This is a genomic window from Planosporangium mesophilum (assembly GCF_016863255.1).
In the GTDB taxonomy this organism is placed as follows: domain Bacteria; phylum Actinomycetota; class Actinomycetes; order Mycobacteriales; family Micromonosporaceae; genus Planosporangium; species Planosporangium mesophilum.
Window position 1 is genome coordinate 1 of sequence record NZ_BOON01000027.1, and the last position, 25,944, is coordinate 25,944.

General features: G+C 73.3%; 21 protein-coding genes and 3 pseudogenes. 22 read left to right on the plus strand and 2 right to left on the minus strand.

Annotated features, from left to right (window positions below):
- Both Pme01_RS31645 and Pme01_RS13615 read left to right on the plus strand, forming a co-directional pair.
- On the plus strand, positions 1-1,646 hold a 1,646-nt coding region (locus Pme01_RS31645), incomplete at its 5' end, for a tetratricopeptide repeat protein (protein ID WP_308441053.1).
- Positions 1,643-2,623 (plus strand): HAD-IIA family hydrolase, encoded by a 981-nt coding sequence (locus Pme01_RS13615; RefSeq protein ID WP_168116839.1) that lies wholly within the window; start codon positions 1,643-1,645, stop codon positions 2,621-2,623. The genes Pme01_RS31645 and Pme01_RS13615, both read left to right, overlap by 4 nt.
- On the opposite strand, the gene Pme01_RS13620 is transcribed toward Pme01_RS13615, so the two are convergent.
- Together Pme01_RS13620 and Pme01_RS13625 are read right to left on the minus strand one after the other, a co-directional pair.
- Positions 2,613-3,611, minus strand: a complete 999-nt coding sequence (locus Pme01_RS13620) for a zinc-binding alcohol dehydrogenase family protein (protein WP_168116838.1) — start codon at positions 3,609-3,611, stop codon at positions 2,613-2,615. The two genes, Pme01_RS13615 and Pme01_RS13620, sit on opposite strands and share 11 nt — an antisense overlap.
- A gap of 108 nt (positions 3,612-3,719) precedes the next feature.
- Positions 3,720-4,058 (minus strand): SCP2 sterol-binding domain-containing protein, encoded by a 339-nt coding sequence (locus tag Pme01_RS13625; protein ID WP_168116837.1) that lies wholly within the window; start codon positions 4,056-4,058, stop codon positions 3,720-3,722.
- Positions 4,059-4,201: 143 nt separating this feature from the next.
- Here Pme01_RS13625 and Pme01_RS13630 point away from each other — a divergent pair, with 143 nt between their 5' ends.
- From Pme01_RS13630 to Pme01_RS13720, 20 genes and pseudogenes are all read left to right on the plus strand, one after another.
- Positions 4,202-5,167 (plus strand): hypothetical protein, encoded by a 966-nt coding sequence (locus Pme01_RS13630; protein ID WP_203935607.1) that lies wholly within the window; start codon positions 4,202-4,204, stop codon positions 5,165-5,167.
- Positions 5,164-5,457 (plus strand): hypothetical protein, encoded by a 294-nt coding sequence (locus Pme01_RS13635; RefSeq protein WP_203935631.1) that lies wholly within the window; start codon positions 5,164-5,166, stop codon positions 5,455-5,457. Before Pme01_RS13630 ends, Pme01_RS13635 begins: the two co-directional genes overlap by 4 nt.
- Before the next feature lie 17 nt (positions 5,458-5,474).
- On the plus strand, positions 5,475-6,290 hold the full coding sequence (locus tag Pme01_RS13640) for a TlyA family RNA methyltransferase (RefSeq protein ID WP_168116836.1): 816 nt from the start codon (positions 5,475-5,477) through the stop codon (positions 6,288-6,290).
- Positions 6,280-7,191, plus strand: coding sequence for an NAD kinase (locus tag Pme01_RS13645; RefSeq protein WP_168116835.1), 912 nt, complete (start codon positions 6,280-6,282; stop codon positions 7,189-7,191). The genes Pme01_RS13640 and Pme01_RS13645 overlap by 11 nt, the downstream gene beginning before the upstream one ends.
- A gap of 53 nt (positions 7,192-7,244) precedes the next feature.
- Positions 7,245-9,005, plus strand: coding sequence for a DNA repair protein RecN (recN, locus tag Pme01_RS13650; protein ID WP_168116834.1), 1,761 nt, complete (start codon positions 7,245-7,247; stop codon positions 9,003-9,005).
- A gap of 113 nt (positions 9,006-9,118) precedes the next feature.
- The gene (gene steA, locus Pme01_RS13655) at positions 9,119-10,291 is read left to right on the plus strand and encodes a putative cytokinetic ring protein SteA (protein WP_168116833.1); all 1,173 of its coding nucleotides are present in this window, start codon (positions 9,119-9,121) and stop codon (positions 10,289-10,291) included.
- Between the two features lie 18 nt (positions 10,292-10,309).
- Complete coding sequence (locus Pme01_RS13660) at positions 10,310-11,263, plus strand: copper transporter (RefSeq protein WP_168116832.1); 954 nt, start codon at positions 10,310-10,312, stop codon at positions 11,261-11,263.
- 7 nt (positions 11,264-11,270) lie between these two features.
- Positions 11,271-11,675 (plus strand): annotated as a pseudogene (locus Pme01_RS31760) (hypothetical protein); the annotation flags it as partial.
- Between the two features lie 87 nt (positions 11,676-11,762).
- Positions 11,763-12,170 (plus strand): annotated as a pseudogene (locus Pme01_RS31765) (hypothetical protein); the annotation flags it as partial.
- A gap of 28 nt (positions 12,171-12,198) precedes the next feature.
- Complete coding sequence (murJ, locus tag Pme01_RS13670; protein ID WP_168116831.1) at positions 12,199-13,872, plus strand: murein biosynthesis integral membrane protein MurJ; 1,674 nt, start codon at positions 12,199-12,201, stop codon at positions 13,870-13,872.
- Positions 13,869-14,999, plus strand: coding sequence for a glycosyltransferase family 4 protein (locus tag Pme01_RS13675; RefSeq protein WP_168116830.1), 1,131 nt, complete (start codon positions 13,869-13,871; stop codon positions 14,997-14,999). Before murJ ends, Pme01_RS13675 begins: the two co-directional genes overlap by 4 nt.
- Positions 14,996-17,266: a hypothetical protein gene (locus Pme01_RS13680; protein ID WP_168116829.1), complete on the plus strand. Its 2,271-nt coding sequence runs from the start codon at positions 14,996-14,998 to the stop codon at positions 17,264-17,266. Before Pme01_RS13675 ends, Pme01_RS13680 begins: the two co-directional genes overlap by 4 nt.
- Before the next feature lie 170 nt (positions 17,267-17,436).
- Positions 17,437-19,170, plus strand: a pseudogene (pyrG, locus tag Pme01_RS13685) (CTP synthase); the annotation flags it as partial.
- A 134-nt stretch (positions 19,171-19,304) separates the two neighbouring features.
- Positions 19,305-19,871, plus strand: coding sequence for an NUDIX domain-containing protein (locus tag Pme01_RS13690; protein ID WP_168116847.1), 567 nt, complete (start codon positions 19,305-19,307; stop codon positions 19,869-19,871).
- A 141-nt stretch (positions 19,872-20,012) separates the two neighbouring features.
- Complete coding sequence (gene ald / locus Pme01_RS13695; protein ID WP_168116827.1) at positions 20,013-21,128, plus strand: alanine dehydrogenase; 1,116 nt, start codon at positions 20,013-20,015, stop codon at positions 21,126-21,128.
- On the plus strand, positions 21,125-22,087 hold the full coding sequence (xerD, locus tag Pme01_RS13700) for a site-specific tyrosine recombinase XerD (protein ID WP_168116846.1): 963 nt from the start codon (positions 21,125-21,127) through the stop codon (positions 22,085-22,087). The genes ald and xerD overlap by 4 nt, the downstream gene beginning before the upstream one ends.
- Before the next feature lie 230 nt (positions 22,088-22,317).
- The gene (locus Pme01_RS13705) at positions 22,318-23,256 is read left to right on the plus strand and encodes a ParA family protein (RefSeq protein WP_168116826.1); all 939 of its coding nucleotides are present in this window, start codon (positions 22,318-22,320) and stop codon (positions 23,254-23,256) included.
- A gap of 67 nt (positions 23,257-23,323) precedes the next feature.
- Entirely contained in the window at positions 23,324-24,262 is a 939-nt protein-coding gene (locus tag Pme01_RS13710) for a segregation and condensation protein A (RefSeq protein ID WP_168116825.1), read from the plus strand.
- Positions 24,259-25,206, plus strand: a complete 948-nt coding sequence (gene scpB / locus Pme01_RS13715; RefSeq protein ID WP_168116824.1) for an SMC-Scp complex subunit ScpB — start codon at positions 24,259-24,261, stop codon at positions 25,204-25,206. Before Pme01_RS13710 ends, scpB begins: the two co-directional genes overlap by 4 nt.
- Positions 25,193-25,933 carry a pseudouridine synthase gene (locus Pme01_RS13720; protein ID WP_168116823.1) on the plus strand — a complete coding sequence of 247 codons (741 nt, stop codon included), beginning with the start codon at positions 25,193-25,195 and terminating at the stop codon, positions 25,931-25,933. The genes scpB and Pme01_RS13720 overlap by 14 nt, the downstream gene beginning before the upstream one ends.
- Positions 25,934-25,944: the final 11 nt, after the last annotated feature.

Genomic DNA, 25,944 nt, shown 5'->3' on the forward strand with positions numbered 1-25,944 from the left:
CCGGCCGGGGCCGCCCGGGCGGCGGGTACCGCGAGGGCGGGTACCGCGAGCGTGACGACCGACCGCGGCACGGCGATCGGGACCGTGGCTACCGCCCCGGGTCCCAGGAGCGCGGGGAAGACCGAGGCTACCGAGGCGATCGGGACCGGGAGCGCGGCGGTTACCGTGGCGGCCCGGATCGTGATCAGCGTGGGGGCTTCGGGGACCGTGGCCCCCGGGAGGAGCGTGGCTTCCGGGGCGACCGCGACCGCGATCGGGGCGGGTACCGCCGGGAGGGCGGCCCGCGCCAGGAAGGTTACGAGCGCCGCGACCGCGGAGCTGGCCCGGAGGAGAGGCGTCACCGGCCGACCGCCGAGCCGACGCCCCGCCCGGCGACCGAGGACCTGGGTGCCGACGTCGAGGCCACCGGTATCGAGACGACTGGTATCGAGGACACCGCGACGGGCGCAGTCGGTGAGCGTGGCGCGTTCGTCGGCGACGAGAAGCTAGAGACCGGCCCGGCCGCTCCCGCCGAGGAGCGCGGGTTCCGCGACGACCGCGACCGCGGGTTCCGCGACGACCGCGACCGCGGCTTCCGTGACGACCGTGACCGCGGGTTCCGCGAGGAGCGCGGGTTCCGTCGTGAGGACCGCGGATTCCGGGGTGACCGTGACCGCGGACCGGCGCGGGGCTACGGCCGCGACGAAGACAGATCGGCCGGTCCCGGCGTCGGCCTGGCCCCGCCGGAGGACGTCGACCCGCATGACCTGGCGCCGGAGGTACGCGACGAGCTGCGCAGTCTCTCCAAGTCCACTGCCGACGGCGTCGCCCGTCATCTGGTCGCGACCGGTGAGCTGCTCGACGACGAGCCGGAGGCCGCGCTCGAGCACGCCCGGGCGGCCCGTCACCTGGCCCCTCGCATCGCGGCGGTACGCGAGGCGCTGGGTCTGGCCGCGTACCGCAACGGGGAGTGGCAGAGTGCGATCGCGGAGCTGCGCACGTACCACCGGCTGACCGGGCGGCAGACGCACCTCGCGGTCATCGCCGACGCGGAGCGGGCGCTGGGCCGGCCGGAGCGGGCGATCGACATCTACCGCACCGCGGACCGGTCGAAGCTGGCCGCGGACGAGGCGACCGAGCTGCTCATCGTGGCCGCCGGTGCCCGCGGGGACCTCGGTCAGCGGGACGCGGCCGTGGCGATGCTGCAGGTCCGTGAGCTGACCTCGGCGACGCGGGAGCCGTGGGTGGCGCGGCTGCGGTACGCGTACGCGGAGTCGCTGCTGGCGGCCGGGCGTCGCGACGAAGCACGGGAATGGTTCGCCCGGGCGGCGGACATCGACGACGAGTTGGGTACCGACGCCGCGGAGCGCATGCTGGAGCTCGACGGGGTGGTACTCGAGGACCTGGACACGGACTTCGAAGACGAAGACGAGGACGAGGAACTCGAGGAGGACCTCGTCGAGGACCGCGAGACGGATCTTCTCGACGTCGACGTCGAGAAGGAAGAAGACGAGGACGAGGACCGGGACGAGGACCGGGACGAGGACCGGGACGAGGACGAGGACCGAGAGAGCGGCGAGACGGACCGGGGCGAGACCGTACCCGAGGAGAAGACCGACGAACCGGGTGAACGTGGCTCCGAGGGCCGGGAGGACGACAGGCGGTGAGTGACGCGCTCGTCGACGGGTACGACCTTGTCATCTTCGACCTGGACGGGGTCGTGTACCTGGGCGACCAGCCCGTTCCCGGGGCGCCCGAGGCCCTCGCCCGGCTGCGCGAGCGGGGCACGCCGAGGGCGTACGCGACCAACAACGCCTCCCGCCGGGCCCCCGACGTGGCAGCGCTGCTGACCACGGTCGGGGTGCCGGCGGAGGCCGGCGAGGTGACGACCTCGGCGCAGGCGTCCGCCGCCGTCCTGTCGCGGCGGCTGCCGGCCGGTAGCCCGGTCCTGGTGGTGGGCGCGCCCGCGCTGCACGAAGAGATCGCCGACGTGGGGCTGCGCCCGGTACACCGCGCCGCCGAGGAGCCGGTGGCCGTCGTGCAGGGCTTCGGGCCGAAGGTCGGTTGGGAGCAGCTGGCGGAGGCGTCGGTGGCGATCGCGGCCGGGGCGATCTGGGTCGCGACGAACGCCGACCGTACGTTGCCGACGCCGCGCGGGCCGGTGCCCGGCAACGGCTCGCTCGTCGCCGCGCTCGCCACAGCGCTCGGCCGCCGGCCGGACGTGGTGGTCGGCAAGCCGGAGCCGACGCTGTTCGAGCAGATCGTGAAGGTACGGGGAGCCAAGCGGGCGCTCGTGGTCGGTGACCGCATCGACACCGACATCGAGGGGGCGCACCGGGCCGGGATGGACAGCCTGCTCGTCCTCACCGGGGTGAGCAGGGCCGAAGACGTGCTGCACACGCCGCCGCCGCACCGCCCCACGTACCTGGCCGCCGACCTCGGCGGTCTTTTCCAGCCCGCGGACGAGGTCCGGGTACCGCCGAAGGAGAGCACCTGGCGGTTCAGCGACGGCCGGCTCTCCGGCAGCGGTGACCCGGTCGCGGCTCTGCGGGTACTCGCGGGGGCGTCGACCCTCGACGGCCCGCCGGCCGCCGACGGACCGGATGCCGAACGCGCGCTCCGCGCCCTGGGCCTCACATCGTGAGCACGGCGGCGCCGTTGACCCGGTCGGCGGCGAGGTCCGCCAGAGCCCGGTCGGCTGCGTCCAGCGGGTAGGCGGTTGTGCGGACCCGCAGCGGGTGCGTCTGCGCGAAGGCGAGGAACTCCCGGCCGTCGTCGCGGGTGTTCGCCGTGACGCTGCGCAGGTTGCGCTCGTAGAACAGGTGCCGCTCGTAGTGCAGCGGCGGTACGTCGGTCAGGTGGATGCCGGCGATCGCGAGGGTCCCGCCGCGGTCGAGGGCGGCCAGCGCCACCGGTACCAGGGTGCCGACCGGCGCGAACAGGATCGCGGAGTCCAGGCGCTCGGGCGGCTCGTCGGTGGCGCCGCCGACCGACGTGGCGCCCAGTTCCAGGGCGAGCTCCTGGGCGCCCGCCGAGCGGGTCAGCACGTGCACGGTCGCGCCCTGCGCGAGCGCGACCTGCGTGGCCAGGTGCGCCGACGCGCCGAAGCCGTAGACGCCCAGCCGGCCGCCGGACGGCAGGTTGGCGCGGCGCAGCGCCCGGTACCCGATGATCCCGGCGCACAGCATCGGGGCGACCTCGGCGTCGTCGTACCCGTCGGGAAGCCGGTACGCGAAGTCGGCCGGGACCGTGGCGTACTCGGCGTACCCGCCATCGGCGTCCCAGCCGGTGTAGCGGGACTGCGGGCAGAGATTCTCCAGGCCGCGCCGGCAGTACACGCACACCCCGTCGGTGTGGCGCAGCCAGGCGATGCCGACCCGTTCACCGATGAGGAAGCCGTCGACGTCGTTGCCGATGGCGGCGACGCTGCCGACCGCCTCGTGCCCCGGCACCACGTCGGGCTTGTGCACGGGGAGGTCGCCCTCGGCGACGTGTAGGTCGGTACGGCAGACGCCGCAGGCGCTCAGCCGTACCAGCAGTTCGTCAGGGGCGGGTGACGGTACCGGTACGTCGACCATCCGAAGCGGGCCGGTCCCGATCGGACCGGGGCGGTGTACCTGCCAGGCACGCATGAATCAAGTCTGCGTCCCCGCTCGAAGATCGGCTATTGGATCGAGGCGCTCACGGAGAACCGGCCGATTACCGTGCTTCGCGCCTGGCCCTGAGTCGCCGCGACATGACTACAGCAGCTTGCGCAGCTTCATCAGGTCCATCAGGCTGGCGTCGATCTTGATGCGGCCGCTGGCCCAGGCCGACGCCACGTTGAGCTTGCCCTGTACCAGCGCCACGAGGTCGTCGCTGGCGGCAGTCAGCTTCAGCTTGGCCTTCGGGTCGTCACCGTCGGTGACGTCGAGAATCTGGCCACCGGAGAGTCTGGCATGGAAGGCGACGCCGAGATCGGAGATCCGGCAGCTCAACGAACGGTCGAAGTCCAGCTTCTCCCTGGTCCGATCGGCGTGGGTCGCCATGCGGTCGGTCAGATGCCCCAGTGCCGCACGGCACTCTTCGACGCTCGCCATTTCCAAATCTCCCGCAGGTCTGTACGCGTTCCGTGGGCACGCTACCGCACGCTGTGCGTACCTCGCCCGGTAGCGCTCCGGCGGCACCGGTAGCGTTGCAGCAGCATTGTTGCCTGGACGGTGGTGGAGGAGGGAAGCACACTATGCGGCAGGAAGCATGGCGGGCCTACCTGGAGTTGGCGCTCGGCCTGACCGACGCGTCACGGAAGAAGGCCACCAAGGCCGTCAAGCGGGCGTTGGGCAAGGGTGGTGCGACCGCGGAGCAGTTGCAGGAACTCGCTGAGGACCTGCTCAAGACGAGTGCGGCCAACCGCGAGGCCATCACGAAGCTCGTACGCGCCGAGCTGGACCGCGCGCTCAGCCGGGTGGGGCTGGCGACCAGCGACGACGTGGCCGAGCTGACCGCCCGGGTGCGCCAGCTGGAGGCCGAGCTGGCGGCCGCCCAGGCCGAGGCCGCGGAGCTGCTGGCCACCGCGCCGCCGATGGCCGTCGCGGTCCCGGTCGCGGAGCCGTTCGGCGGCGACGTGGAGACGAGCATCACAGAACCGGTAGCGGTACCGGTCCCCGCCGACGAACTCGAGGCCGCCGAACTGGCGGCGGTGATCCCCACCGAGGAGGGGATCGCCGTTATCGAGGAGCCGGTCGCCATCATCGTCGAACCGGTGGCCGAGCCGGTCGTACCGCGCGTCGCTGGGCCGGCGGCCCGCGAGCCCGGTGCCGCCGAGCCGGCCGCCCCGCGTAAGAGGGCTGAGGCGGCGAAGAGGGCTGAGGCTGCCAAGAGGGCTGAGGCGGCGAAGAAGGCCGAGCCCGCGAAGAGGGCGGCGGCGAAGAAGGCCGAGCCCGCCAAGAGGGCGGCGGCGAAGAAGGCTGAGCCTACGAAGAGGGCGGCGGCGAAGAAGGCCGAGCCCGCAACGAAGGCCGAGCCGGCCAAGAGGGCTGAGCCCGCGAAGAGGGCAGCGGCGAAGAGGGCAGCGGCGAAGAAGGCAGCTGGCGCTGCCGAGGCGCCGGTGAAGAAGGCGCCCGGCCGGCGGGCGGCCACGAACCGTGGCCCGGGCAAGAAGGCGCCGGCCCGTAAGGCCGCCGGTGGCGGTACCGGAGCGGCCACATGACCGGACCGTTCGACCCCCGCAGGCTGGCGGACCTGGCGGCCCGGCCGATGGCCGCACCGGCGTCCGCCGTGCCGGTACCCGCCGCGCCCGGGCCGGCGGCACCGGCACTGCCCGGCGCGATCGCCGACGTGCCGATGGACGGCGCCGGACCCACCGGGCACCGGCACGTTGACGCGGTCCTGGCAGAGCTGGAGCGCGCCGAGCAGCTGCCGCCGGATCAGCAGATCCCCGCGTACGAGGCGGTCCACCGCACGCTGCAGGAGACCCTGCGCTCGATCGAGCAGAACTAGGGAGCTTGCGCAGCATCATGGCGCGTCGTATCCGGCTCGACGCCGAGCTCGTCCGTCGGGGTCTGGCCCGGTCGCGGGAACAGGCGGCCGCCCTCATCGAGGCCGGCCGGGTGGAGGTGCGCGGCGCACCGGCCCGCAAGGCCGCCGCGCAGGTCGACCCGGCCGACCCGGTACGGGTCCTCGGCGGGGACGCGGCCCAGGAGTACGTCTCCCGGGGCGGCCACAAGCTCGTGGGCGCGCTGGAGGCGTTCACCCCGGCCGGCCTGACCGTGGCCGGCCGGCGCTGTCTCGACGCCGGCGCGTCCACCGGCGGCTTCACCGACGTGCTGCTGCGCGCCGGCGCCGCCGAGGTCGTCGCCGTCGACGTCGGGTACGGGCAGCTGGCCTGGCCGCTGCGCACCGACGAGCGGGTACACGTCCTGGAGCGCACCAACGTGCGTGGGCTGACCCCGGAGGCGATCGACGGGACCGTCGACCTGACCGTGGCCGACCTGTCGTTCATCTCGCTGCGGCTGGTGCTGCCCGCGCTCGCCGCCTGCACCGCACCCGACGGCGACCTCGTACCGATGGTGAAGCCGCAGTTCGAGGTCGGTCGCGAGCGGGTCGGGGCCGGCGGCGTGGTACGTGACCCGCAGGTGCGCGCCGACGCGGTGCTGGACGTGGCCAACGCCGCCGCCGGGCTGGGCCTCGGCGTGGCCGGTGTCGTGCCCAGCCCGCTGCCCGGGCCGTCGGGCAACGTCGAGTTCTTCCTCTGGCTCCGCCGCGACGCTCCGCCGGTGAACCAGGAGACGGTGCGTCGCGTAGTGGAGTGGGAGGTGCCGAATGAGTCGTGAAGCTCTACTGATCACGCACACCGGACGGAAGTCGAACTTCGAGCCGGCCCGTACGGTCACCCGTGACCTGCTGGAGGCCGGATTCAACGTACGGGTGCCGGCCGAGGAGGCCGCCGAGCTCGACCTGCCGGGCATCGAGGCGGTGATCGGGCCGTACGCCGCCGACGGCGTCGAGATCGTGTTCGCGCTCGGCGGTGACGGCACCGTCCTGCGCGCGGCGGAGCTGGCCCGCCCGTTCGGCGCCCCGCTGCTCGGGATCAACCTGGGTCATGTGGGCTTCCTGGCCGAGGCCGAGATCAGCGACCTCGACCAGGCCGTGCGGGACGTGGTGAAGCGCGAGTACAGGGTCGATGAACGGCTCACCCTCGAGGTCGTCGCCGAGTGCGACGGCGAGGTGGTGGCCCGGTCGTGGGCGCTCAACGAGGTCAGCATCGAAAAGGGCGCGCGCGAGAAGATGCTCGAGGTGCGCGTGGACGTCGACGGCCGGCCGCTGTCGCGGTACGGCTGCGACGGGGTGGTGGTGGCCACCCCGACCGGCTCGACCGCGTACGCGATGTCGGCCGGCGGGCCGGTGGTCTGGCCCGAGCTGGAGGCGCTGCTGCTGGTCCCGGTCAGCGCCCACGCGCTGTTCAGCCGGCCGCTGGTGACCGCGCCCACGTCGACGATCCAGATCGCGGTCGACCCGTACACGACCTTCGCCTTCCTGTCGTGTGACGGGCGTCGCTCGTTCGATCTCGCGCCGGGTTCCCGCATCACGGTCAACCGCGGCCAGCTCCCGGTACGCGTGGTGCAGCTGCGCCCCAAGCCGTTCACCGACCGGCTGGTGGCGAAGTTCGGGCTGCCCGTCGAGGGCTGGCGGGGCAACGGCGCCGAGCGCTGGCCGGACCAGCCGGCGCGGTGAGATCGGCGCGGGGCGTTGGAGACTGTCACCCGGCACCGCTACTGTCTTGTGCTGTGCTGGAGGAGCTCCGCATCACCGGACTCGGCGTCATCGAAGATGCCACCCTTCCCCTCGGTCGTGGCCTGACGGTCATCACCGGGGAGACGGGCGCGGGCAAGACGATGGTCGTCACGAGCCTCGGCCTGCTCTTCGGCGGCCGAGCCGACGCCGGCCGGGTCCGCGCCGACCTCGGCCGTGCCGTCGTCGAGGGGCGGCTACGGCTGAACGGCGCCTCGGGTAGGGCGGTGCAGGCGCGGGTCTCCGACGCCGGCGCGGAGCCCGACGAGGACGGCAGCCTGCTGATGAGCCGCACCGTGACCAGCGAGGGGCGGTCGCGGGCCTACATCGGCGGCCGGTCCGTACCGGTGGCGGTGCTCGGCGACGTCGGTGAGCACGTCGTCGCGGTCCATGGGCAGTCCGACCAGCTGCGGCTGCTGCGCCCGGCCGAGCAGCGCGCGGCGCTCGACCGCTTCGCCGGGCCGGAGCACGAGAAGCTGCTGGAGAGCTTCCAGCAGCTGTACGCGCGGTGGCGGCACGTCGAGGACGACCTGGCCGACCGGCGGCGCAACGCCCGGGAGCGCAACCAGGAGGCCGACCTGCTCCGGCTGGGCCTGGACGAGATCACCAGGGTCGACCCGCAGCCGGGCGAGGACGAGGCGCTGCGCGAGGAGGCGCAGCGGCTCGAGCACGTCGAGGGGCTGCGGGCCGCGGCGCAGCTGGCCCACCAGGTCCTCGCCGGCGGGCCGGACGCCGCCACCGACGACGTCCCGGACGCGGTGAGCATGCTGGGGATGGCCCGCAACACCCTGGAAGGGCAGGCAGGCGTCGACCGGTCGCTGGGCGACCTCGCCGGCCGGCTGGCCGAGGCCGCCGCGCTGGTGGGCGACGCGGCGGTCGAGCTGTCGAGCTACCTCGACTCGCTGGACGCAGACCCGGCCCGGCTGCAGGCGGTGTACGAGCGGCGGGCCATGCTCAAGAGCCTGACCCGCAAGTACGCCGAAGACGTCGACGGCGTGATCGCCTGGGCCGACCGGGCCCGTGCCCGCCTGGCCGAGCTGGACACCTCCGACGAGCTGCTCGAGGAGCTCGACCGGGAGCGCCAGCGGCTGGCCGGTGAGGTGGCGGAGCTGGCCGGGGCGCTGTCGGCGGCCCGGCGGGCGGCCGCGACCCGGTTCTCCGACGAGGTGACGACCGAGCTGGCCGGCCTTGCGATGCCGCACGCCCGGGTCGAGGTCGTCGTCGCGCCGAAGTCGGCCGGCCGGTCGGAGCCGACGCTGACGGTGGCGGGCGCGGAGACCGGGGTCGGCCCGGACGGCGCCGACGAGGTCGAGCTGCGCCTGCACGCGCACCCCGGCGCGCCGGCGCTGCCGCTGCAGCGCGGCGCTTCCGGCGGTGAGCTGTCGCGGGTGATGCTCGCCATCGAGGTGGTCTTCGCCGGCGTCGGCGGGCCGCCGACGCTGGTCTTCGACGAGGTCGACGCCGGGGTCGGCGGGCGGGCCGCGGTCGAGATCGGCCGCCGGCTGGCCCGGCTGGCCCGCGAGCACCAGGTGCTCGTCGTCACGCACCTGCCGCAGGTCGCCGCGTTCGCCGACCGCCACCTCGTGGTGGCGAAGGACACCGGGGGTGCGGTGACCACGAGCGGGGTCCGGCAGGTGGAAGACACCGAGCGCGCCCGCGAGCTGGCGCGGATGCTCGCCGGCCTGCCCGACTCCGACCTGGGTATCGCGCACGCGGAGGAGCTGCTCGCGGTCGCGGCCCGCGAGAAGCGCGGCTGAGCCGGGATGGACAGCCCAAACGGTGCACGACGGGTGATCTGTGCACCTTTACCGTGTGTGCTCGCGCATGTCGCGACCGCGTTGGGGGTATCGGCATGCCAGGATGGGTGACGATGCGACTGCCAACGTTGCGTCGGACCCGGCCGGCCGAGCCGGGTGTTGTCTCCGGCGCGGTGCGACTCGATCGGCGTACCAAGCGACTCGTGGGCCGGCTACGGCCGGGCGAGATCGCGGTCATCGACCATGTCGACCTCGACCGGGTGGCGGCCGACTCGCTGGTCGCCGCCGGCGTGGCCGCGGTACTCAACGCCAAGCCCTCGGTGTCCGGCCGTTATCCGAACCTCGGCCCCGAGGTTCTGGTCAAGGCCGGTATCCCCCTGGTGGACGACCTCGGCGAGGAGCTGTTCGACCGGCTGCGCGAGGGCGACGTGGTCCGGGTGGAGGGCGACGCGGTCTTCTGTGACGGCAAGCCGGTGGCGCAGGGCCGCCGCCAGGACGGCCAGACCGTCGCGGCGGCCATGTCCGACGCCCGGGAGGGGCTGTCGGTACAGCTCGAGGCGTTCGCCGCGAACACCATGGAGTACCTCAAGCAGGAGCGAGACCTGCTGCTCGACGGTGTCGGCGTGCCCGACGTGCAGACGAGCATCGCCGGCCGGCACTGCCTGATCGTGGTGCGCGGCTACGACTACAAGGCCGACCTGGAAGTGCTGCGCCCCTACATCCGGGAGTTCAAGCCGGTCCTCATCGGCGTCGACGGTGGTGCCGACGCGCTGGTCGAGGCGGGCTACACCCCGGACATGATCGTCGGGGACATGGACTCCGTCTCCGACGACGTGCTGCGCTGCGGCGCCGAGATCGTGGTGCACGCGTACCCGGACGGCCGGGCGCCCGGCCTGTCCCGGGTGCACCAGCTAGGCCTGCCGGCCACCCCGTTCCCCGCCGCGGCGACCAGCGAGGACATCGCGATGCTGCTCGCCGACGAGAAGGGCGCGTCGCTGATCGTGGCCGTCGGTACCCACGCCACGCTGGTCGAGTTCCTCGACAAGGGGCGCGGCGGCATGGCGTCGACGTTCCTGACCCGGCTCAAGGTCGGTGGCAAGCTGGTCGACGCCAAGGGCGTCAGCCGGCTGTACCGGCAGAGCATGTCCGGCTCGTCGCTGCTGCTGCTCGTGCTGTCCGCGATCGCGGCGATGGCGTCCGCCGTGGCGGTCTCGACCGTCGGCAAGGCCTACCTCGGGGTGGTCGCCGAGTGGTGGGACAATCTGTTGTTCTCGATTTTCTCCTGACCGAAGGTTTGCGACCCTGTGATCAATTTCCGGTACCACGTGGTTTCGCTGACCGCCGTCTTCCTCGCGTTGGCGATCGGTCTCGTGGTCGGCACGGCGGCGCTCAACGGCCCTGCCGCGGATGCCCTCCAGGAGCAGGTCACCGGGATCGGCAAGCAGAATCAGCAGCTGCGTGACCAGGTCAACCACCTCAAGGACGAGGCGAACACGCAGGAGCAGTTCGCCACCCAGGCCGCGCCGGTCATCCTGGCCGAGAAGCTGCGCAACCGTCGGGTCCTCGTGGTCGCGCTGCCGGCCGCGGGCCGGTACGTCAAGGACGTGGTCGACACGCTCCAGCTCGGCGGCGCGAAGATCACCGGCCAGGTCGAGGTGCAGGACAAGTTCACCGCCTCGGACAACAACTCGCAGTTGCTGGACCTGGCCACGATCACCCGGCCGGTCGGCGTGAGCGGGCCGGCGTCGCCCAACACCGACGGCGTGCAGACCTCGACGGGGCTGCTCGCGGCGGTGCTGCTGGACCGGCCCGCCGGCCAGCCGGCCATCCCGGAAGACCAGCGCCGCACCGTGCTCAGCGCGTACGTGTCGGGCGGCTGGATCATCAGCACCGGTGCCGTGACCGGACCCGCCGAGGCGGTGGTCCTGCTCACCGGCGCGCCGTACGTCGACCACGACGCCACCAAGCGCAACGCGGCCGTGGTGAACATGGTCGACCAGTTCGCCCACGCCGGCCGGCTCGTCGTCGGCAGTGACGGGGTGGGCACCGACGGCAACGCGGTGACGGCCGTGCGCCGCGATCCGGTGCTGACCAAGACGATCTCGACCGTGGACAACATCGCCACCCCGCAGGGGCGGGTCATCGCGGCGCTGGCCATGGCAGAGCAGTTGGCCGGGGGAGCCGGGCACTACGGCATCGGTGACGGCGCGGTGTCGCTGGTACCCAAGCCGGCCGCGAGCAAGACCAGTGGCTCGTAGCCTCGGCGTGGGTGCTGGCCCCGGCCGGCGACTGCTCGTCGCGGGGCTCGGCGCGCTCGCGGCCCGCCAGGCGCTGACCCTGGTGGCCACCAGCGTGCACCCCGACCACCTGGCCCGTACCAACTTCCGGGGCCGCCGGGTCACTCTCGCCGGCGGCCCGGCCCTGGTGCTCGGCGCCACCGCCGCCGCGGCGCTGGGCGCGGACAGCGCGCCGCTGCGGGCGGCGACGGTCGTGGCCGGTCTCGGCGCCGGCGCCGTCGGCGCGTACGACGACCTGGTCGGCGGCCGGCCCGAGCAGCAGGCCAAGGGCTTCCGTGGGCATCTGCGGGCACTCGCCGAGGGGCGGGTGACCAGCGGACTGGTCAAGATCGTCGGGGTGGGTGCGAGTGCGCTCGCCGCCGCGGCCCTGCTGGAGGCCGGCAAGGCCGGCACGACGTCGGGGAAGTCGTGGTCTCGGAGGGCCCCGGAGGCCACGACGTCGGGGACGTTGCGCAGATCGTTCGACACGCTGCTGGCGGCCGGTGTGATCGCCGGCAGCGCCAACCTGGTCAACCTGCTCGACCTGCGCCCCGGCCGGGCGATCAAGGCCGGCCTGCTGGTCGGCGCGCCGCTCGCCGCCGGTACCGGCCCGGGCGGAGGGGTCGCGGCGGGCGCCGTGGGCGCCGCGGGCGGCCTGCTGCCGGCCGACCTCGACGAGCAGATCATGCTCGGCGACGCCGGAGCCAACGCGCTCGGTGCGCTGCTGGGCACCGCCCTCGCCGCCCGTAGCGGTACCGTCGGCCGGGCCGCGGCGCTGGCCGGGATCGCAGCAGCCACCGCGGCCAGCGAGAAGGTCAGCTTCACCCAGGTCATCGGCCGGACCCCGGTACTACGCGACCTGGACGCCCTGGGCCGGCGCGCGGACTGACGGCGGGCGTATCCTCGCCGCGATCGACATGACCGAAACGACCGACGTAGCCGCGGCGGGCGGCACCGCGCCCGGGCGCCGCGCCGCCAAACTGGCCGGCGCGGCCCTGCTCATCGCGGTGCTCACGGTGGCGGCCCGGCTGGCCGGCTTCGCCCGTACCCTCGTCTTCGTCCACCTCGTCGGTGACCGTGACCTGGGTGCGATCTACCAGAGCGCCAACACCGTCCCCAACATCATCTTCGAGATCGTGGCGGGCGGGGCCCTCGCCAGCCTGGTCGTGCCGATGCTCGCCGGCGCGATCGCGCGCGGCGACCGGCCGGCGGTCGCCGCCACCACGTCCGCGCTGCTGACCTGGGTGTTGACGCTGCTCGCCCCGGTCGCCGTGGTGGTCGCCGTCGCCGCCGAGCCGGTCGTACGGCTGCTCGACCCGGGCGCTGACGCGCGGACGGTCGCCGTCGGCGCCGACATGCTGCGGGTGTTCGCGCCGCAGCTACCGCTGTACGGGGTCGGCATCGTGCTCACCGGCGTGCTCCAGGCCCACCGGCGCTTCGCCTGGCCGGTGCTCGCCCCGCTGCTGTCGAGCGTCACGGTGATGACGGCGTACGCCGGGTTTGCCGTCGTCGCAGGCCGCCGGCCGGACATCGCCCACGTCGGCGGCGTCGGCATAGCGGTGCTGTCGGTGGGCACCACCCTCGGCGTGGTCGTGCTGTCGCTGTGCCTGCTGGTCCCGCTGCGGCGGCTGCGGCTGCGACTGCGCCCCACGTACGCGTTCAGCGCGCAGGCGGCCGGTACGGTGCGCCGCCTCGCCGCCGCCGGCGCGGTCACCGTCGCCGCCCAGCAGCTCACCGCCGGGCTCACGATCGTGCTGGCCAACGCCGGCGACACCGGCACGCTGGTGCAGTTGACCCTGGCCCAGACGGTGTACCTGCTGCCGTGGTCGGTACTGGCGGTACCGATCGCCACCTCGGCGTACCCGGCCCTGGCGGAGGCCGCGGCCCGCGACGACCCGGACACGTACGCGGCCACCCTGGCCGGCGCCACCCGCGGCCTGGTCCTGCTGGGCTGCCTCGGCGCCGCCGCGCTGGCCGCCCTCGCGCCGCCGCTGGCCTGGACCCTGGCCAGCACCACCTCCAGCCCCGCCCGGGTCGCCGCCGGCATCGCCGCGCTGGCGCCCGGCCTGCTCGGGTACGCCCTGTTCGCGCTGCTGTCCCGGGCGCTGTACGCGCGGGGAGACACCCGGCACGCCGCCGCCGCGACGGTCGTGGGCTGGGCCGCCGTCGCGCTCGTGTCGGTCGGGCTGGCCGTCGCGCTGCCCGGCGGGCAGCGGCTGACCGCCCTGGCGCTGGCCAACTCAGCGGGCATGCTGCTGCTCGGCGCGCTGCTGATCATCCTGGTGGCGCGGAGGGCCGGCCGGGCCGCGTTCGACGGGCTGACCCGTACCCTGGTCGCCGCGGTGATCGCCGCGGTGATCGCCTGCGCGGCGGGTGTCGGGGTTCGCCGGCTGCTCTGGGGGGATGCCACCCCCGGTGTCGCCGGGGCGCTCGGACAGGGCATGCTGTCCGGTGCCGTGGTGGCCGCGGCGTTTCTCGGTGTGGCGTACGTGCTGGACCCCCGCGACGTGCGGCCGCTGCTCGCGCGGTTGGTGCGCACGGCGGCCCGGATGGTCGGCCGCGGCCGAGCAACACGGGAGGTGCGGGAGTGAGTGAGGAGTCGCAGCGGCGCGTCGCGCTCGTACTCGCGTCCAGTACCGGCGGCGTCGGTCGGCACGTCGCGTCGCTGGCCGCCGGGCTGGTCGGGCAGGGCGCGGAGGTCACCGTGTGTGGCCCTACGGACACTGATCGCCGGTTCGCCTTCGCCCTCGCCGGCGCGCGGTTCGCCCCCGTCGAGATCCCGGCGAGCCCGCAGCCGCGCGACGCGGCCGCCGTACACGCGCTGCGCCGGGCCCTGCGGGCCGCCGCGCCGGACGTGGTGCACGCGCACGGCCTGCGGGCCGGCCTGGTCGCCGCGCTCGCCCGGCCCACCGGCTGCCCGCTCGTGGTGACCTGGCACAACCAGGTCATGGCCCAGGGCATGCGCGGCCGGGTGTACCGGCAGCTGGAGGGGTACGTGGCCCGGGCCGCCGACGTCACGCTCGGGGCCTCCGCCGACCTGGTCGGCCGGGCCGCGGCGCTCGGCGCCCGGGACGCCCGCCTGGGCGCCGTGGCCGCCCCGGAGCTCGCCCCGGCCACCCGCTCCGCCGCCGAGGTACGTGAGGATCTGGGCGTCCCCGCCGACCGGCCGCTGGTGTTGTCGGTGGGCCGGCTGCATCCGCAGAAGGGGTACGACGTGCTGGTCGCCGCCGCCTCGCGGTGGCGCGCCCGGCAGCCCGTCCCCGCCGTGGTGATCGCCGGCAGCGGACCGGCGTACATGCGGCTGGCCGGCCAGATCTCCCTCCAGCGGGCGCCGGTCATCCTCGCCGGGCACCGTACCGACGTGCCCGACCTGCTCGCCGCCGCCGACCTCGCCGTGGTCACCAGCGTCTGGGAGGCGCGCCAACTGTTCGCCCAGGAGGCCATGCGGGCGGGTACCCCGCTGGTCGCCACCTCCGTCGGCGGCCTGCCGGAGCTGGTCGGTGACGCCGCGCTGCTGGTGCCGCCGGGGGACGTGGACGCGCTCGACGAGGCGGTACGGTTGCTGCTGGACGACCCGTCCCGGCGGGCCGAGTACGGCCGCCGGGGCAGTGAGCGCGCGACCGCCTGGCCCACCGAGGCCGACATGCTGGCGCAGATCGGCGCGGTGTACGACGAGGTCGTCGACGGGGTACGTGGAGCCAGCCAGGAGGCGCGTTGAGCGGTTTCGGTCGGCTCTCGTCGCTGACCCCGGCGCGCCGGGGTCCCCGTGCAGCCTCCAGGTCGGTGCGCCGGGCGCCCTACCTGATCGTGGTGCTCGCCGCGATCGCGACCGTGGTCGGTCTGGTGCCCGGGCCGGCCAGCGGCGCGCCGTCCGACACCGTCGACTACGTGGTCCTCGCCGGCGCGGCCGGCCTGCGCTGGGACGACGTCAACGCCACCGACACGCCGACGATGTGGCGGCTGGCCGGCAGCGGTTCGATCGGCGCGCTGGCGGTCCGGTCGGGGCACCGTCCGACCTGCCCCGGTGACGGCTGGCTGACGCTCGGCGCGGGTAACCTCACAGCCCGTTCCGACCGGCGTACCGAACCCGCCTGCCCGCCGCTGCCGGTCGGCATCGACCACCAGGGCCAGGACGGTGCGTTCCTGTCCGGTGCGGAGAAGGACCGGATCCTCAGCGCCAACAAGGACCTGCCGTGGGGCGCCCAGCCCGGCGCGCTCCCCGAGTCGATGCGCTGCACCACCACGATCGGACCCGGCGCCGCACTGGCGGGCGCCCGACCCTTCGGCCGCATCGACCGGTACCGCGCGGAGCTTCCGGACGACCCGAAGGAGCTGCTGGCCGGCTGCGTGCTGGCGGTGGTGGACCTCGGCACGGTCGACGGTTCCGGGGCCGCCCGCCGGACCGCGGCGAAGGTGGCCGACGAGCGGCTGGCGCGGTTGGTGGCGGCCCGGCCGCCGCGGTCGCTGCTGATGCTCGCCGGGGTGTCCGACACCGACGCCGACGCGCGACTGCACGTCGCCGTCGCAGACGGCCCCGGGTACGCGGGCGGGCTGCTCACCTCGGCCAGTACCGGGCGGCCCGGGTACGTGCAGCTCATCGACCTCGCGCCGACCGCGCTGTCCGCGCTGGGCCGGTCGGTGCCCAGCAAGCTGTTCCCCGGCACCCCGGCGATCACCGCCGGCCGCCGCGTGTCGCTGGACGACGAGGTGCGACGGCTGGTCGACGCGGACCGGGAGGTACGCGCGCAGGGGTCGGTCTCGTCCGGGTTCTTCACCATCCTCACGATCTGCGAGCTGCTGCTGTTCCTCGCCGCGATACCGCTGCTGCGCCGGGCCCGCCGGCCGGCCGGTCCGGTCACACCGGCGCCCAACCCGCCGTGGTTCGAGCGCGGCGTCGAGGTGCTGCTGGTCGCCGCCTCGCTGGTGGTACCCGCGGCGCTGCTGGCCGGGGCCGTACCGTGGTGGCGGACGTCGGCGCCCGGTCTGGTCTTCGCCGCCGCCACCCTCGCGGTCGTGGCCGTCTTCACCGCCGTGATCGTCTGGACCCGGGGTGCGCGGTGGGTACTCGGGCCGCTCGGCGGGGTGGCCGCGCTGGGCGCCGTGGTCGTCGCCGTGGACGTGCTCGCCGGCTCCCGCTTGCAGCTCAACAGCGTCGTCGGGTACTCGGCCGTGGCCGGCGGGCAGTACGCCGGGCTGGCGGCGGTCGGGCTCGGCGTGTTCGCCGCCGGGGTACTCGTGGCCGCCGGGTGCCTGGCCCAGCACGTACACCGGCAGTGGCGCCCGGTCGTGGTCGCGGTGCTCGGCGGGATCGCGGTCGTCCTGACCGGCAGCCCGTACCTGGGGGCGGACGCGGCGGGGGCGGTGGCCCTGACCGCCGGGGTCTGCGTCGCGGCGGCGATGTCCACCGGCGGCTGGTTGTCGTTCCCGCGGGTCGCCTGGGCGCTGATGGCCGGCCTCGCCGTCACCACCGCGTTCGCGCTGCTCGACATGCATCGGCCGGCCGGCCAGCGGGGCACCGTCGGTCGGTTCCTCGGCCACCTCGGCGACGGTACCGGCCGCCTGGTCATCCATCCGATCGAGGCGGACAACGCGGTGGTGATGGCGACCAGCCCGCTCACGCTGCTGGTCATCGGTGTCGGCGCGCTGCTGTTCTTCGCGCTGCTACGCCCCTGGGGCGGACTGAAGCGGCTGTTCGGGCTGTACCCGGCGGTACGGGCCGGGCTGGCCGGCACGGCGGTCGCCACCCTGGTCGCGGGGCCGATGCGGGGCGTGGGGTTCAACATCGCGGGCGTCGCGGCGGCGACCGTGGTACCGCTGGCCGTTCTCGCGGCGCTGCGGGTGCTGCGCCACGCCGACGTGCGTACGCCCGCCGTGAGCGTGGACCCGACGGGCGCCGCCGTCATGACCGAGCAGGCGGCTGGACCCGCGACCGTCGCGGAGCTGTCGGCCGAGCAGCCGGCGGAGCGCGCGGCGTCACAGCCGTGACGTCGTCCACGCTGTGGTGATCATTCGTGGGCAGGATCATGGCGAGTCCTGGGCGGGGGTGTCGGGTGGCCGCCGACCTGGGTGTTACTGTGGAGTCCCGTGGATCGGCCGTCGGAATTGCTGGCCACACCGTTAGACGAGAGATCTCGCAACGACCACGGGAGCAGGCTTTGGCCCCTTCGGCTAGGACGACCAAGCACATTTTCGTCACTGGGGGCGTCGCCTCCTCACTCGGTAAGGGCTTGACCGCCTCGAGTCTGGGTAACCTGCTGACCGCCCGCGGCCTGCGGGTGGTGATGCAGAAGCTCGACCCGTACCTCAACGTCGACCCGGGCACCATGAACCCGTTCCAGCACGGCGAGGTTTTCGTCACCGAGGACGGGGCCGAGACCGACCTGGACGTCGGACACTACGAGCGTTTCCTGGACCGCCCGCTGTCGGCCAAGGCCAACGTCACCACCGGCCAGATCTACTCCGAGGTGATCGCCAAGGAGCGGCGCGGCGAGTACCTGGGCGACACCGTCCAGGTCATCCCGCACATCACCAACGAGATCAAGGACCGGATCCGGGCGATGGCCGAGCCCGACGAGGACGGCCTCATCCCGGACGTGGTGATCACCGAGGTGGGCGGCACCGTCGGCGACATCGAGTCGCTGCCGTTCCTGGAGGCGATCCGGCAGGTACGCCACGACGTCGGCCGCGACAACGTCTTCTACCTGCACGTGTCGCTGGTGCCCTACCTCGCGCCGAGCGGGGAGCTCAAGACCAAGCCGACCCAGCACTCGGTCGCCGCGCTGCGCAACATCGGTATCCAGCCCGACGCCCTGGTCTGTCGCTCGGACCGGGAGATCCCGCAGAAGCTCAAGGAGAAGCTCGGGCTGTACTGCGACGTCGACCGCGAGGCCGTGGTCTCCGCGCCGGACGCGCCGAGCATCTACGAGATCCCGAAGGTGCTGCACCGCGAGGGGCTCGACGCGTACGTGGTGCGCCGGCTCAACCTGTCGTTCCGCGACGTGGACTGGACCCGCTGGGACGACCTGCTCGACCGGGTGCGCCACCCGCGCCAGACGGTCACCGTCGCGATCGTCGGCAAGTACATCGACCTGCCCGACGCGTACCTGTCGGTCACCGAGGCCGTGCGCGCGGCCGGGTTCGCCCACCGGGCCCGCGTCAACATCCGCTGGGTGCCCAGTGACGACTGCACCAGCCCGTCCGGTGCGGCCAAGGAGCTGGCGGGCGTCGACGGCGTCCTGATCCCGGGTGGCTTCGGTGTCCGGGGCATCGAGGGGAAGGTCGGCGCGATCCGGTACGCCCGGGAGAACCGCATCCCGACCCTCGGCCTGTGCCTGGGCCTGCAGTGCATGGCGATCGAGACGCTGCGTCACGAGGGCGGCGTCACCGGCGCGAACTCGCTGGAGTTCGACCCGGCCACGCCCGACCCGGTGATCTCGACCATGGCCGACCAGGAGGACATCGTCGCAGGCCGGGGCGACCTGGGCGGCACGATGCGGCTGGGCGCCTACGACGCGAAGCTGCAGCCGGGCTCGATCGTGGCCGAGGCGTACGGGTCGACCGAGATCTCGGAGCGGCACCGCCACCGGTACGAGGTGAACAACGCCTACCGCGACGCGCTCGACCGTGCCGGCATGCTGGTGTCGGGTACCTCCCCGGACGGGCGGCTGGTCGAGTTCGTCGAGCTGAGGCGCGAGCGGCACCCGTTCTTCGTCGGTACCCAGGCACACCCGGAGCTCAAGAGCCGGCCCACCAAGGCGCACCCGCTGTTCGCGGCGTTCGTCGGCGCGGCGATCGACTACGCCAACGCCGACCGGCTGCCGGTCGAGCTGGCCGAGCCGGCGGTCGGTGTGGCCTCCGACGCCTCCGACGCCTCCGGTAAGACCGGCGTCCCGGCCGGCGAGGCCGAGGTGAAGGAGCGCAACGCCAAGCGCCAGGCGCCGCGCGACGGGGCGACCCGGGCGTCGGTACGGTCGTGACCGACCAGTACCGGGTGCGTTCGCGTACCGGGCACTTCACCGGTCCGATGTTCGACGTCGTCACCGACGAGGTGCAGATGCCGGACGGCAACGTCGCCAAGCGCGACTACATGGTCCACATCGGTGCGGTCGGCGTGGTCGCGCTCGACGACGAGGGGCGGGTGGTACTGGTGCGCCAGTACCGCCACCCCGTCGGGCAGCACCTGTGGGAGCTGCCGGCCGGGCTCATCGACGTCGCCGGCGAGGCCCTCGACAGGGCCGCCGTGCGAGAGTTGGAGGAGGAGGCAGACCTGACCGCCGGCCGCCTCGACGTGCTGGTCGACATGTATCCGTCGCCCGGCTGCTCGACCGAGGTCATCCGGCTGTTCCTGGCCCGTGACCTGAGTCCGGTACCGCCGGAGCGCCGCCACGAGCGTCGCGACGAGGAGGCCGGCATGGTCGTGCGCCGGTTCGACCTGGACGAGGCGGTGGCGATGGCGCTGCGCGGTGAGATCGCCAACGCGGCGTGCCTGGTGGGCGTGTTGGCCGCGGCCAGGGCCCGGGACTGCGACTGGTCGTCGCTGCGGCCGCTGGACACGCCGTTCGAGCGTCGGGAGTTGGCACTGCCCAGCTGACATGCTGTCACCGATGCTGGGAATTACTTTCCACAATGCTCAGGGCCGGCCTGGCGCGCCGGCCCTAGACTCCCTCCGCGAGGCTCCGCGTCCTCGCAGGTGGCAACGGGGCCACCACGAAGCGATTGAGGGGTCACCACGGTGAAGGTCGGAATCCCGCGCGAGATCAAGGTCCACGAGTACCGGGTAGCGATCACGCCAGCCGGCGTGCACGAGTTCGTCCGCCACGGTCACGAGGTCCTCATCGAGGCCGGCGCCGGGCTGGGGTCGTCCATCACCGACGAGGAGTACCGCGCCGCCGGCGCGACCATCCTCGCGGACGCCGACGACGTATGGGGGACCGCCGAGCTGGTCTGCAAGGTCAAGGAGCCGATCGCGGAGGAGTACCACCGGATGCGGTCCGGGCAGGTGCTGTTCACGTACCTGCACCTGGCCGCGTCGGCGGACTGCACGCGGGCGCTGCTGGAGCGCGGCGTCACCGGCATCGCGTACGAGACCGTGGAACTGCCGGACCGGTCGCTGCCGCTGCTCGCCCCGATGTCCGAGGTGGCCGGGCGGCTCGCGCCGCAGGTCGGGGCGTATCACCTGATGCGCTCCGGTGGCGGGCGCGGCGTGCTGATGGGCGGCGTGCCCGGCGTGCACGGGGCGAAGGTCGTCGTCATCGGCGCCGGCGTGTCCGGCATGAACGCCGCCACGATCGCGCTGGGCATGCAGGCCGAGGTGGTGCTGCTGGACAAGAACATCGAGAAGCTGCGCCAGGCCGACCGGGTCTACCGCGGACACCTGCAGACGGTCGCCTCCAACCTGTACGAGATCGAGAAGGCGGTGCTCGAGGCCGACCTGGTCATCGGCGCGGTGCTGGTACCTGGTGCCAAGGCCCCGACGCTGGTCTCCAACGACCTGGTCAAGCGGATGAAGGCCGGCAGCGTGCTCGTCGACATCGCCATCGACCAGGGCGGCTGCTTCGAGGACTCGCGGCCGACCACGCACGCCGATCCGACGTACCAGGTGCACAACTCGCTGTTCTACTGCGTGGCCAACATGCCCGGCGCGGTGCCGCACACCTCCACGTACGCGCTGACCAACGTGACCCTGCCGTACGCGGTGGAGCTGGCCGACCGGGGCTGGCGCGACGCGCTGCGCGCCGACCCGGCCCTGGCCAAGGGCCTGAACACGCACGCCGGCCAGCTCACGTACGGGCCGGTGGCCGAGGCGCACGGTCTGACGCACGTGCCGGTCGCGGAGGTGCTCGGCTGAACGTCCCGGCGGCGAAGCCCGAACCCGGACCGGCTCTACGGCGGGTACTGCGAACCTATCTTGACCACCTGACGGTCGAGCGTGGCCTGGCGGCGAACACGCTCAGCTCGTACCGTCGTGATCTTGATCGCTACCTGGCCGTGCTCGCCGCGGCGGGGGTCGCCGACCTCGCCGCGGTCGGGCCGCGCGAGGTCGCCGCGCACCTGGCCACGCTGCGCGCGGGGGACGACGAGCACCCGCCGCTGTCGGCGGCGTCCGCGGCCCGCGCCGCCAGCGCGGTGCGCGGACTGCACCGCTTCGCCGTCCGGGAGGGCCTGACCGAGCACGACCCGGCGCGCGAGGTCAAGCCGCCGACGCTGCCCCGCCGGCTGCCCAAGGCCCTGGACGTCGACCAGGTGGAGCGGCTGCTGGCGGCGGTCGGCGCCGACGATCCGCTCGCGGTCCGCGACCGGGCGCTGCTGGAGTTCCTGTACGCGACCGGCGCGCGCATCTCCGAGGCGGTCGGCTGCGACGTCGACGACCTCGACCTGGGCGAGGGCACGGTCCTGCTCCACGGCAAGGGCGGCAAGCAGCGCCTGGTGCCCGTCGGCGGGTACGCCCGCCAGGCGCTCGACGCCTTCCTGGTACGGGCCCGGCCGGGGCTGCTGGCCGCCGGCCGGGGGAGCTCTGCGGTGTTCGTCAACGCCAGGGGCGGGCGGCTGTCGCGTCAGAGCGCGTGGGCGATCCTGCGCCGGGCGGCCGGGGCGGCCGGACTGCCGGTCGACGGTGCGCACGGCGTCTCGCCGCACACCCTGCGGCACTCGTACGCCACCCACCTGCTCGACGGCGGCGCCGACATCCGGGTGGTGCAGGAACTGCTCGGGCACGCGTCGGTGACGACGACGCAGGTGTACACGCTGGTCACGGTGGAGCGGCTGCGCGAGGTGTACGCGACCGCCCATCCGCGGGCCCGCGCCTGAAGTTTGTCGCCCATTCGTGGTACATCGTCCATTGTGTACGGACCGTCAATAAGATGATCACTGACGGTATTCGGATGACGGCGGTAACGACACGCCGGGCGACTGTCAGGAGATTTGGGTAGGCCGTGGCGTACAGTCGGGCGACGGCCATTCTCCGCGTAAGCCCGGTGTCGCGAGCCGGTGCGGACCCGAAGCGGCGGGCTTGTGCCGCCGGGAGGGGCGGGAACCAAATGGGCATTGGCGAGCAGCAGGCAGAGGCGTGGACCTCCGCCCTTCGTGCGGAGCAGTCCGCAATGGACCTCGGCGCGCAGCTCGGCCCCGCCGATCCGACGGCGTACACCACGCGCCGGCCGATCCCGGACCCGGTCCCGATCGACCGCCACGGCCCGGCGCGCATCATCGCCCTGGCCAACCAGAAGGGCGGCGTCGGAAAGACCACGAGCACCATCAACCTGGGCGCGGCCCTGGCCGAGTACGGCCGACGGGTGCTGCTGGTCGACTTCGACCCGCAGGGCGCGCTCTCGGTCGGCCTCGGCGTCAACCCGCACGAGCTCGAGATGTCGGTCTACAACCTGCTGATGGACTCCGAGGTCGGCATCGACGACATCAAGATCAAGACTAACGTCGCCGGGCTGCACCTGCTGCCGGCCAACATCGACCTGTCCGCCGCCGAGATCCAGCTCGTCAACGAGGTGGCCCGGGAGATGGCCCTCGCCCGGGTGCTGCGGCCGGTGCTGCGCGACTACGACTTCATCCTGATCGACTGCCAGCCGTCGCTGGGCCTGCTCACGATCAACGCGCTGACCGTCGCCCACGGCGTACTGATCCCGCTGGAGTGCGAGTTCTTCAGCCTGCGCGGCGTGGCGCTGCTGCTCGACACCATCGACAAGGTCCGCGAGCGGCTCAACTTCGACCTCGATCTCGAAGGCATCCTCGCCACCATGTACGACAGCCGCACCACCCACTGCCGCCAGGTGCTCCAGCGGGTGGTCGAGGCCTTCGGCGACAAGGTGTACCAGACGGTGGTCACCAAGACCGTGAAGTTCCCCGAGTCCACCGTCGCCGGCGCACCGATCACCACGCTCGACCCGGCCTCCTCGGGGGCGCGCAACTACCGGCAGCTCGCCCGCGAGCTCATCGCGGCGCACGCCGAGCGGGACGGCAGGTAGCTTTCCCCCTGTGTGAATTCTCCGGTGCTCCGCCGAGCGGGGCACCGGCGTGAGCTACCGTCTTCGGGTGACCGCGACCGTCGACGAACCAGCTGTACCAGTCGACGATCCCGTCGTCCCCACTGCTGCGTCGTCCGTCGACGAGTCGACCGCCGGGTTCACCGTACGGCTGGCCAACTTCACCGGCCCGTTCGACCTGCTGCTGCAGCTGATCGGCAAGCACAAGCTGGACGTGACCGAGGTGGCGCTGCACCAGGTCACCGACGAGTTCATCGCCTACATCCGGGCCCTGGGCGACGAGTGGGATCTCGACGAGGCCAGCGAGTTCCTCCTGATCGCCGCGACCCTGCTCGACCTGAAGGCGGCCCGGCTGCTGCCCGCGGCCGCCGTCGAGGACGAGGAGGACCTCGCCCTGCTCGAGGCGCGGGACCTGCTGTTCGCGCGGCTGCTCCAGTACAAGGCGTTCAAGGAGGCGGCGTCCGCCATCTCCGCGATGGAGGCGGTGGCGGCGCGCCGGTGGCCCCGCTCGGTCCAGCTCGAGCCCCGGTACGCCGAGGCCCTGCCCGACCTGGTGCTCGGCTTCGGCCCGGAGCGGCTGGCGGAGCTGGCGATGAAGGCGTTCACACCGAAGGCGCCGCCGGTCGTCTCGATCGACCACATCCACATGGTGCGCGTCAGCGTCCGCGAGCATGCCGAGATACTGCGGGAGCAGCTGATCCGGATCCGGACGGCCTCCTTCCGTACCCTGTGCACCGACTGCCAGAGCACCCTCGAGGTGGTGGCCCGGTTCCTGGCCCTGCTGGAGCTGTACCGGGAGGGGCTGGTCGGCTTCGAACAGGTGGAGGCGCTGGGGGAGTTGACCGTACGCTGGAGCGGCTCCGACGACGCGAGCGCCGACGGTCTCGACATCGACGAGTACGGCGAGGACGACACTGAGGGTGAGCGTTCCGGTGGTCAGGAACCTGATGATCCGGAGCTCGGCGGTCAGGAAGGTGAGTCGGAGTGAGTGGCGAGGACGAGGCCCGGTCGCTTGCGGAGCAGGCGGCGGCCTGGGTACCGCCGTGGGAGCGCAAGCCCGCTCCCGAGCCGGTCGCCGAGCCGGCTGCTGAGCCTGCTTCCGAGGCGCCCGAGGTCGAGCCGGCCGAGGCGCCCGAGGTCGTGCTGGCTGAGGAGTCCGAGTCCGAGCCGGTCGTGCTGGCCGAGGCTGCGCCCGAGGTGGCCGCGCCGGCCGAGGCGCCCGTGGCGGCGCCCGCGCCGAGGCAGCCCGCCGAGCCCATGGAGGCCCCCGAGCCGGAGCCCGAGTCGCTCACGCCGGAACCCGAGCCGGAGCCGGTCGAGGAGTCCGAGTCGGAGCTGGTCGATGCGCCCGAGCCGCCCCCCGCCCCCGACCCCGCGATCCTCGACGACCCCACCGAACTGCGCGGGGCGGTCGAGTCGATCCTCCTCGTCATCGACGAGCCGGTCTCCGAGATCACCCTCGCCCAGGTACTCGATCAGCCCACCGACCGCATCCTGGCCGTACTCGTCGACCTGGTCGGCGACTACACCGCACAGCGGCGCGGCTTCGAACTGCGGCGCGCGGCCGGGGGCTGGCGGCTGTACACCCGGGCCGACTACGCCGCGTACGTGGAGCGCTTCGTCCTCGACGGCCAGCAGGTACGCCTGACCCAGGCGGCGCTCGAGACCCTCGCCGTGATCGCGTACAAGCAGCCGGTCACCCGCTCGCGTATCTCGGCCATCCGTGGCGTCAACTGCGACGGCGTCGTGCGTACCCTGCTGTCCCGCGGCCTGATCGAGGACTGCGGGAGCGAACCCGACAGCGGCGCGTTCCTGTACCGGACGACGCCACTGTTCCTCGAGAAGCTGGGTATCAACAGCGTCGAGGACCTGCCCCCGCTGGCCCCGTTCCTGCCCGACGATGTGGATGAGATAGCCAATGCCCAAGGTTGAGTCCGAGAATGCCGAACGGCTGCAGAAGGTCCTCGCCTCCGCCGGGGTCGGTTCACGCCGCGCCTGCGAGGTGCTGATCGCCGCCGGCCGGGTCACCGTCGATGGCCAGAGAGCGAGCCTGGGGGACAAGGTCGACCCCGAGACCGCCGAGATCCACGTCGACGGCCAGCGGGTGGTCACCAACACCAAGCTGGTGTACATCGCGATGAACAAGCCGCGCGGCGTGGTGTCGACCATGGCCGACGAGCGCGGCCGGGAAGCCCTCGCGGACTACGTGGGCGACGTCAACCAGCGGGTGTACCACGTCGGGCGGCTCGACGCCGACAGCGAGGGGCTGCTGCTGCTCACCAACGACGGCACCCTCGCGCACCGGCTCATGCACCCCTCGTACGAGGTGCCCAAGACGTACCGCGCCGAGGTCGCCGGCCCGGTGCCCCGGGCGGTCGGCCGGCAGTTGCTCAAGGGCGTCGAGCTCGAGGACGGGCCGGCCAAGGCCGACGCGTTCAAGCTGGTGGATGCCTTCGGGCGCACCGCCCTGATCGAGATCGTCCTGCACGAGGGCCGCAAGCACATCGTCCGCCGCATGTTCGACGAGGTCGGCCACCCGGTGAGCCGGCTGATCCGTACCGCGATCGGGCCGATCCGGCTCGGTGATCTCAAGCCGGGCCGTACCCGCCGGCTCACCAACGCGGAGGTCGCCGCCCTGTTCAAGTCGGTCGGAGGGTAGCCGGCCGAAGG